The organism is Micromonospora andamanensis, assembly GCF_016863495.1.
Taxonomy (GTDB): Bacteria; Actinomycetota; Actinomycetes; order Mycobacteriales; family Micromonosporaceae; genus Micromonospora; species Micromonospora andamanensis.
In genome coordinates this window covers 26,298-35,984 of record NZ_BOOZ01000060.1, presented here as the reverse complement: position 1 = coordinate 35,984, position 9,687 = coordinate 26,298, and the positions used below count along the sequence as shown (strand labels likewise).

Sequence of the window (9,687 nt, the reverse complement as noted above, 5' to 3'; positions counted from 1 at the left end):
GGGCCTAGCTGCAGCACGAGTGCCTGCACGACCAAGTCCTGCGACCCGGTCTGATCCGGGGGCTCATCCTGACCATGCCGTCGGCGCCCGACGTGGGCGCCGACGGCGCGGTCCGTGCGTCGGGGAGGCGTATGCCGTGCCAGCTCCGCCCAGCTTCCGTACCGCCGGCGTGGTCATGGTGCGCGCCACCACGGATCCCGGCGACCTTGAGGTTCCTTCCGGCTTGGACCTTGCCAGCGACACTGCCGTGCTGCGGGAGGGCCTGACATGGTTGATGAAGACGTGGGCGCGCGCCGACATCCGTGATGCCCTCGCCCTGGCGAGCCCCACCCTCGCAGCGCGGCTCGACCGCATCAGCGCGAGTCCCGACACGACGGCCAAAGTGGTTCGCCGGGCCGTCATCTCCGTGGCCAGCTATCTGCTGCGGTGGCAACGGCGGACAACGCCGTTCGGGTTGTTCGCCGGCGTCACGGTCGCTGCCGTCGGAGCGGGCAGCGTGACCATCGGACGACGGCACCGCGTCGTGGCTCGGGTCGACAGCGAGTGGATTGCGGCCGTGATCGGTCGGCTGGAACAGCACCCGCAGTTGCGCCATCGACTGCCCGTGGTCGCAGACAACACCGGCGTTGTTCGTGACGGCCGGTTCATTATCGCCCGCCGTGTCGATCCGGGCGGGGGCAAGGCAGTGCCGCTGCGCGAGGCGTCGGTGCGCTACACGGCGCCCGTTCAGGCGGCACTCGCCAGGGCCGTCGTTCCCGTCCGGTATGACCATCTTGCCGCTGCGCTGGCCGAGCGGTTCCCCGCGGCCCGGCCCGAACAGGTCACCACTGTCCTCGACGACCTGTTGCGGCAGGGCGCTCTCATCAGCGCCCTGCGCCCGCCGATGACGGTCACCGACGGCCTCACACACGTGATCGAGATAGTGACAGCCGCTGACGGCGGGCAGTTCGATGACGTTGCCGCCTTGCTGCGCGATCTTGAGATCGTGCGGCAGCTGATCAGTCAGCACAACGGCAACAACGACCTGGCGCAGGTCTCGGCGAACCGGACCGCGATCGCCGAACGGATGCGCCAGATCGTCGCTGGCAGCCAGCACACCCTGGCCGTCGACACCCGCCTTGACGCTCAGATCCGCGTTCCCGAGCAGGTGGTGACGGAAGCTGTCGACGCCGCACAGGTTCTGCTGCGAGTCAGCACGAAGCCGTTCGGGACGACCGCGTGGCAGGACTACCGCTCCCGGTTCCGGGCCCGCTACGGCCACGGCGCGCTCGTCGCGGTGCGAGACCTGCTCGCCGATTCCGGGCTCGGCTACCCCACCGGCTATCTAGGTGCGCCCCGCGCCCATCCGAGTTGGCGCAGCGTCAACGAACGCGACGCGGCGTTCCTTGCCCTGGTGCAACGGGCTGCGCTCGACGGGCACAGCGAAATCACCCTTACTGACGCAGACATCGACGCGCTGACCGTTGGCGAACCGGCAGACGTCATACCGCCGGCACGCATCGAACTCGGCGTGGCGATCTACGCCGCGTCCCTCGACGCCTTGAACAGAGGCGACTTTCGGCTGCGCTTCACTGCGGCGCCGGGCGCGCCCACCAGCATGGCCGGCCGCTTCATCTACCTCTTCGACGAAGACCAGCAGGCTCAGCTCGCTGCCGCCTGCGCGCCGGGCACGCCGAGCGGCGGCGCGGTGGTGGTGCAGTTGTCGTTCCCGCCGCGCCGGCCGCACAACGAGAACGTCACCCGGGTTCCCCAGTTCCTGCCCGACGTCCTCGCGCTTGCCGAGCACCCCACGGGCCAGCCGATCAGCCTCGACGATTTGGCCGTCACCGCCGACGCCGACCAGATGTACCTAGTGCAGGTCTCCACCGGTCGTCGGGTCATCCCCCACGTTCCCCACGCACTCGACAAGGTCGTGCAGAGCCCTCCGCTGGCACGTTTCCTCGCTGAGGTCGCCGACGCCCGCACCGCCGTATTCGGTCCGTTCGACGTCGGTGCCGCCCGCACCCTGCCGTACCTGCCGCGCGTGCGGTATCGCCGCACGATTCTCGCTGCCGCCCGATGGCTGCTCACCGCCCGCGACCTGTCGCCGCGAGCGGGGCAGGGTTGGGAGTCCGCGCTACAGGCGTGGCAGCGGCACTGGCGTGTCCCGGCCCGTGTCGTGCTCTGCCACGGTGAGTTCCGCCAGCCCTTGAACCTCGACCACCGTCTCGACCGAACTCTGCTGCGGCACCGCCTGGCCCAGGCTGAACGGGTGGAACTGCACGAGGACGCTCAACCTGACGACCACGGGTGGATCGGCCGTGCCGCCGAGCTGCTGATTCCCATGCTTGCCACCACGCCACCGCATCGGCCGCTGCCCCACCTCGCGACGCCCGGCCGGCCGCAGATACCCGGAAGCGCAGGCGTGGTGCACGCGCGGCTGGCCGGCAACCCGGCCCGCTTCGACGACATCATCCGGCACCTCGCTGCCTTCACCACGACACTGCACGACGAGATACACCGGTGGTGGATTCGGCGCCAGCGCGACCTGGTCCGCATCGACGCCGACCAGCACCTCATCCTCGTGCTCCGGCTGACCGCGCCCGAGCACCACCCGGCCGTCACCGCAGCCCTGGCCGCGTTCGCCGCCGAACTCAACGCCCGCGGCCTGCCCGGCCAGTTGTCGCTCGTGCCACACCAGGACCATCCCGGCCGCTACGGCTGCGACGAGGCGCTCGCCGCAGCCGAGGACGTATTCGCCGCCGACACCGGCTGCGTCATTGCCCAGATAGCAGCCGCCGAGCACCTCGGCGTGTCGGCGCAGGCGCTGGCCGCCGCGTCCATGGCTCGGCTCGCCGCCGCGTTCGCCGCCGACACCGGCTCGGGCTACCGCGCTCTGCTGCAGTGCCTGCCGCAGCAGACCGGGCCACAGGACCACGCACTGCGCGAGCAGACGCAACGCCTGGCCGACCTGTCTGCCGACGCGCGGCAGCCACACACCGCCGAGAAGACGCTCGTCTCCGCGTGGTCGACTCGCGACGCCGCCCTACGCCGCTACTACTGCACCCTCACCGCACAGCGCGATTCATCGCATCTCCTGCCGACCCTGCTGCGTGACCACCACATTCGTGCACTCGGCGTCGACCCCGCCTTCGAGCAGGCCACCAACCGTTTGGCTCGCGTCGCGGCGCTGCGTGCCCTGGCCCGATCCGGTCAGCGATGACCAGCCCTACCACCGGTGCCGGCGCCGATTCGTCGGTGAACGGCCCGGATGCCGCGCGCCAGTCGCTGGCCACCGGCACGGCAGGGATCGCCCTGCTGCACCTCGAACGCGCCCTCGCCGGCACCGGTTCCTGTGCCGACGCGCATAGGCAGATCCGTGCAGCCGCGACCGGGCCGCTCGACGGCGGCCTGCACACCGGCTTGTACTACGGCACCCCGGCCATCGCGTTTCTCCTGCACTGCGCCGGCAAGGCCGACGGCCGCTACGAGACAGCCGCGGCTACCCTCGACCAACACGTGGCCCGGCTGACCCACCGCCGCCTCACCGCCGCCGCCGACCGTATGCAGCACGGCGGTGCCGGCTCGCTCGGCGAGTACGACCTGTTCTACGGGCTCACCGGCATCGGCGTGCTGCTGATGCAACGAATGCCCCGCAGTGACATCTTCGCCGACGTGCTGCGCTACCTGACGGTGCTGGTCCGCCCACGCGAGCAGGACGGGCTCCTCCTTCCCGGCTGGTGGGCCGCCCACGACCCCGACCCGATCCTGCCCACCCCGGGAGGGCACGCCAACCTCGGTATGGCACACGGAGCAGCGGGAATCCTCGCCCTGCTTGCCCTCGCCATGTGCCATGGCCACGTCGTGGAGCACCACGGCGAGGCCATCGACCAGCTGACCCAATGCTTTGACCGATGGCGCCAGCACGACGCCAAAGGCGACACCTGGTGGCCGCAGTGGCTCACCCGCGACGACCTCCAGGCCGGGCGCCCACGCCAGCCCGCGCCCGGCCGGCCGTCCTGGTGCTACGGCACACCTGGCATCGCCCGCGCACTCCAGCTCGCCGCGATCGCCACCAACGACCCGGGCCGCCGTGCCGACGCCGAACACGCCCTCGCCGCCTGCCTCACCGACGTTCACCTCAGCCGGCTCACCGACCTTGGCCTCTGCCACGGCCTCGCCGGCGTCTACGCCACCGCCCACCGAGCGGCTGCCGACGCCCAGGAACCATCCCTCACACAATCGCTGCCCGCCGTGACCACGGCCATCCAGACGGCCGCCCACCACCATGACCACCACGACACCCCAGGGCTGCTGACCGGCCATGCCGGCATCCACTTGGCAGCCGAGACCGCACGAAACGGCACCACCGGCACGGGATGGGACACATGCCTGCTGATCACCTGACCACCGCACAAGCTGCCGTGCTCGCCGTGCTCACCGGCACCCCGCTGCGAACAGCCGCAGCCACCGCCGCCATCGATCCCGCCTACCTCGCCGACGCCGTCGACACCTACCACCGTGCCGGCCGCGCCGCCCTCGCTGAGCACACCGACGGCCACTGGTACCAGGTACGCGTCGAGTTTTCCGACTGGGACACCGCGGAGACGACCGTGGTCACCTCACTCGGCCCTCGCCTCGACCACCTCGTGAACGCCGGCGCATGCGGCGGCTGGTGGTTCCTGCGCAAACACCCCTGCTGGCGCTTGCGCTTCGCCCACGCACACGTCGACGCCGTGAACCACGTCCTCGACGACCTCGCCGCCACAGGTGAGATCGCCACGTGGTGGCCCAGCGTGTACGAGCCAGAGACCGCAGCCTTCGGCGGCACACCCGGCATCCGAATCGTGCACGACCTGTTCTGCGCCGATAGCCACGGCGTCTTGACCTACCTACGCCAACCACAGCCAGCCCTCGGACGCCGCGAACTGTCCCTCCTTTTGCTCGGCGGCCACCTTCAAGCCGCCGGACTGGACTGGTTCGAACGCGGCGACGTATTCGCGCGGGTCGCCCAGCTGCGCCCGATCGACGAGACCACCCGCAGCCACCTCGACACGCTCACCGACAGCGTGCGCGGGCTGCTCGCGGCAGCGCCCAACACGGACAACGCCTTGTTCGCAGCCGACGGTGCGGTTCCTTTCGCCGCGCCATGGCACGCCGCGTACACCGACGCCGGCCGCGCACTCGCCGCCGCCGCAACAACCGGCACCCTGCGCCGCGGGCTGCGAGCTGTCGCCAGCCACATCGTGATCTTCCACTGGAATCGACTCGGGCTGGCCGCCCGCACCCAAGGCATCCTCGCCCGCGCCGCACTCGAAGCGTTCCTGCCCGGGAGCTGACCATGAACGCCGCCGTCGACCCCATCACTATCCGAGCCGCCGTCCGCCGTTTCCCACTGCTCGGCCGGCCCCGACCCGCGTGTCCCGCCCTTAGCGACCGGGTCGCCGAAGTCGCGGAGATCGCGAAGATGGCAGCCGCGCAGAACGACAACGGCATGGCCGAGGCGGCACACGCCCTGAACAAGGCGGCATTGATCGCCAGCGACTGCGCCCTACCGGACCTGGCCCGCCAATGGTGCTGGCGACACATCAACATCTACCGGCGACGAGACTCGCTCACCGCGCTGCAGGCCAGCTACTTGCTCGAACCCGTCCTCAACCTCGCCCGTCTACAGATCCGCGCCGACAACGGGCGGCCTGCACTCCACCTGCTCACCGCGATGTGTGAGGCCGTCACCGCAGGCACCAACCTGGTCGTCGACGGTCGGACACTGCCACTGACCAACCTGACCGGCACACGCGACGAGCTCGGCAAGCTCCGCCAATGGGCCTGGCTACAACACCTCAGCGAAGGCATCCGCGTCCTCGCCCTCACCGGCCGATGGGACGATGCCGTCGAGCACGCCACCACCCTCAACGGCATCGGCAATCACCTCATGGAAGGACGACAAGCCGCAATTATCGCCCACCTTCTGCACGAGGACACCGAAGCCGCCAGCGCCATCCTTGACGACACCACCATCACCCAACCGTGGGAACAACAGGTCGATGCCTGCCTGAAGACAATGTGCGCCACACCCGAAACGTTGGGTCAACAGGTGTCCGCGATGGTCGAGCACTTCCTCGCACATAAACCCATCGCTGGATACGCCGTGTATCGAGTCCGATGGGGCCTCACTGCCGCCGTCCTGTCCAGCGAGCACGACGAAGCGATGGCCCAGCACCTTCTGCGGCATTTGGCGGACGAGGTCCTCGATGCACCCGACGGATACGCTGCCCGGGAAGTCCTCGGCCACCGCACCGCTCTGCACCTCGGGAAGCCACATGAGCAGGCCCTCACCCACGTCGTGATAGCAGCCGGCCTTGGGGCCGGCACGATGCCCGAGGCAACTTTCCGAGCGCTTCACGACGCCGTGGAAATCGCGACCGACGTTCTGACATCCGCCGTCGGGGGCTAACGCCAGGCATAAGACCGGCGACATCGGCTCGGCGCCCGGCCGGCCCGCCACGCAGTCGACCACCACGGCAACCCACACCGACCCTCGCCACGACGCGGGAGACGGCTCTTTCGCGCTCGAACAGGATCCGCGCCTTGATCAACTGAACTCGCCATCGCCCTTCCCGGAAGGGGTACCTGTGACCGTCGCCGATCCGCTGTTCGGCAGCGTCCCCGAGTCCTACTACGTCCACAACGAGGAACGCGGTGAGACCCTGCACCGATCCGCGCCGGAAGCCATCCAACGCGACGTGACCGCCCTGAAAGTCCGCGATGGCGACCACGTGCTGGAAATCGGCACCGGCACCGGATACTCCGGCGCGCTGCTCGCCGCCCAAGCCGGTGCGTCGGGGCGCGTGACCAGCGTCGACATCAGCGACCACCTGGTTATATGGGCGAACCGGCTGCACGGCCGACGCGGCGTCACCACGATCACCTGCCACCTCGCCGACGGGATGAACGGCTACCCGCCGCACGCCCCCTACCAGCGCATCGCAGCCTGGTGTGCTCCCCCACGGCTGCCCCGGGCGTGGGTGGATCAACTCACCCCGGACGGTCGGATCGTGACCTGCCTGCCCATCGCCGTCCAGCCGTCCACCACCCTGATCGCCACTATCACTCTGACCGCGGGACAACCGCACGTCGAGACCGTCACCTTCGGTGGCTACGCCCAGAGCACCGCCACCGCCGTCGATGACGCCCTGACCCTCCCCGGACGCTGGGTGGACCACCACACCGACCAGCCGGAACCGGCATGGATATCTATCGGCTGGCGCGAGCACGACGACCCACAACGCACCGGCGCCCGCACCGCGTTGCGCCTGCTCCTCGACCCCGGCCACACCGAGACCTACCACCGCGCGCCCCTGGACTGGCTGTCATGGACGGCCTACTCCGTCATCGCCGGCGGAGTAGGCCGCAGCTTCGCCGCCCTACGCGACGGCACACGCGGCATCGGGCACACCACCGCGACCACCGCCGCCCTCATCCTCACCGACGGCACCATTCTCGCCGACGCCCCAGGATCCCTGTCCTTGAGCGCACTGCGGACCTGGCTGGATCACTGGGAACAGGCAGGACGACCCGGCGCCGCTTGGTTCGACACCAGCCTCGTCCCCAACGACGAGGACGACCCGCCCGGCTGGGACCTCCGGATCACCGCCGGCACCCGCCGATGACGGCCCCCTCGAAGCACGCGGCAACCCACCGGAGGTGGGGCTCGAACAGACTCCACCCCAGACCGATCAACCAGGTCACGCGAGCACGCTCGCCGCCCGCGCGACCCGCCACGCACCAGAAGCGCACCCACCGTCACGTGCATCGGCAGGTCGAACCGCGACGTGCAACCCGCTCCCTCGGCCAGGAACTTCACCGGCACCGACAGCGGCGCGGCGTCGCCGGGTAGACATAGAGATTCGCCGTCAGGGCCTGCAAGATGTCCGAACTGTCGATCGCCTCGATCCGCCTCCGTCACGGCTGCACCGCACGGCCCTACCGAATCGCCCGCTTGAACGGAGTGGCACCTACCGCGGCAACCCCGACGTGATCATCCTGTACCGCAAAGCCGCCGTCGGCAGCGAACTACCCGACTGGAAGAAAGACCTGAACAGACAACATTGCACCGTCCGAGCGCAGGTCGAACACGCCCTGGGCCGCATAAAGACGTTCAAGATCCTCCGCAGCTACTGCCGCGCCGCCCGCACATTGATCGACACCGCATCCGGCATCGTCCACCTCCACAACATCATCCTCACCGGATGACGCCCAGGACCGTTACCCGTTAACGCCTCCACCGAGTTATAAGACGTCCTTTAGCCGAGGAACCTTCTCCAGTCTCCCTTCGTGAGTTGGCAGTGTTGGGCACTACTCGGATCACTGTTCGTTAGACGGAAAACCGACTCCACATCTATAGAGTTTGCCCGAGCTCCCCGATCTACTCATGATCGCCGCAGGCGTCCCCGCGCGAAGAGCCTCCACTGGCTTCAGGTAACCCGCGCGTTTGAGCAGCTCAACGTCAGGTCGGATCAAAGGTCGGGACGCAAGGTCGGACCATAGGTCGGTATTCCCACGGCGCGTTCGGCTCTGTGATGGTGGTAGTGCAGCCGGCTATCAAGCGTCGCAACCGTTTCGGTTCGACTGTCGGCAAGGACTGGAAGAAATTGCTGCGGGAAGTTTTCGAGAGGTGGGCAGGCATGTCGGCGCCGAATTTTGTTAACACACACAGGGCAGACCAACTCGATGTACGTCCGGTGGCCGGCCACATCGGCGCCGAGGTCATGGGATGTGATTTGTCCGGGGCATTGACCGACAGCGTCGTGGCGGAGATCCGAAAAGCGATGTTGGCCTTCAAGGTGCTGTTCTTCCGCGGGCAGACTCTGGAGCACGCCCAGCACGTCGCGCTCGGACAACGGTTTGGCGAGCTGACTCTTCGTTCTCGTACCCAGAGCAACGCCGCCTTGGATGAGTATCCGCAGATCTTGACGATCTCGCCGCAGATTGATGAGGAGTGCTACGGCCGGGACTACGAGGCTCACTACCGGACGCGGTGGGCAACGACGATCACGGGCTGGCACTCGGACATGACCCATGTCGTCAATCCTCCGGCCGCAGCGATCCTGCGCGCGGAGGTGGCCCCGCCAGTGGGTGGGGACACTCAATGGACGAATCTGGTGGCGGCCTACGAAGGGCTGTCGGCGCCGCTGCGGGCCTTTATCGACTCCCTGCGGGCCGAGCACAGCTTCTTCGCCGGATATCGGATGGTCGACCACGACCCGATCGACCGAGAGATCATCGACATGATCGAGGGCGACCCGTTGGTCGCCGTCCATCCGGTTGTCCGGGTCCATCCGGAGACCGGCGAGCGGGCGCTTTTCGTCAATCCGTCGCGCACGGGCCGAATCCTCGGGCTGTCGCCCGCCGAGAGTGGACACATCCTCGACCTGCTGTTCGCGCAGATGACGAGGCCGGAGTTTACGGTCCGGTTTCGCTGGGAGGAAGGTTCGGTGGCGATGTGGGACAACCGATCGACGGCTCACATCGCGGCAACGGACCTGAAGCCGGGGACGAGGCGAACGCTGCACCGCGTGACGATCGTCGGTGACCGGCCGGTCGGGCCCGACGGCTTCATTTCCCAACTGGTTAGCGGAAAGTCGTTCGGTACCACGGTCGAGGTCTAGACCTCGTCGCCCAACGTGGTCACCCCTCATATTAGCG

7 protein-coding genes are annotated in these 9,687 nt (G+C 68.5%); all 7 read left to right on the top strand.

The features are described 5' to 3' along the window. Window positions 1–136: 136 nt before the first annotated feature. The 7 genes from Van01_RS29745 (at window position 137) to Van01_RS29715 (ending at window position 9,650) form a co-directional block, all read left to right on the top strand. The gene (locus Van01_RS29745) at window positions 137–3,202 is read left to right on the top strand and encodes a lantibiotic dehydratase (protein WP_204014627.1); all 3,066 of its coding nucleotides are present in this window, start codon (window positions 137–139) and stop codon (window positions 3,200–3,202) included. Beyond that, window positions 3,199–4,386: a lanthionine synthetase C family protein gene (locus tag Van01_RS29740; protein WP_204014624.1), complete on the top strand. Its 1,188-nt coding sequence runs from the start codon at window positions 3,199–3,201 to the stop codon at window positions 4,384–4,386. Before Van01_RS29745 ends, Van01_RS29740 begins: the two co-directional genes overlap by 4 nt. Continuing rightward, window positions 4,368–5,318 carry a thiopeptide-type bacteriocin biosynthesis protein gene (locus Van01_RS29735; protein WP_239099387.1) on the top strand — a complete coding sequence of 317 codons (951 nt, stop codon included), beginning with the start codon at window positions 4,368–4,370 and terminating at the stop codon, window positions 5,316–5,318. Before Van01_RS29740 ends, Van01_RS29735 begins: the two co-directional genes overlap by 19 nt. Window positions 5,319–5,320: 2 nt before the next feature. Beyond that, the gene (locus tag Van01_RS29730; protein ID WP_204014621.1) at window positions 5,321–6,436 is read left to right on the top strand and encodes a hypothetical protein; all 1,116 of its coding nucleotides are present in this window, start codon (window positions 5,321–5,323) and stop codon (window positions 6,434–6,436) included. A 178-nt stretch (window positions 6,437–6,614) separates the two neighbouring features. Then, on the top strand, window positions 6,615–7,652 hold the full coding sequence (locus tag Van01_RS29725) for a protein-L-isoaspartate O-methyltransferase family protein (RefSeq protein ID WP_204014619.1): 1,038 nt from the start codon (window positions 6,615–6,617) through the stop codon (window positions 7,650–7,652). A gap of 34 nt (window positions 7,653–7,686) precedes the next feature. Next, window positions 7,687–8,235: a transposase family protein gene (locus Van01_RS33605; protein WP_275410417.1), complete on the top strand. Its 549-nt coding sequence runs from the start codon at window positions 7,687–7,689 to the stop codon at window positions 8,233–8,235. 326 nt (window positions 8,236–8,561) lie between these two features. Then, window positions 8,562–9,650, top strand: coding sequence for a TauD/TfdA dioxygenase family protein (locus tag Van01_RS29715; protein ID WP_239099385.1), 1,089 nt, complete (start codon window positions 8,562–8,564; stop codon window positions 9,648–9,650). The last annotated feature ends 37 nt before the right edge of the window (window positions 9,651–9,687 follow it).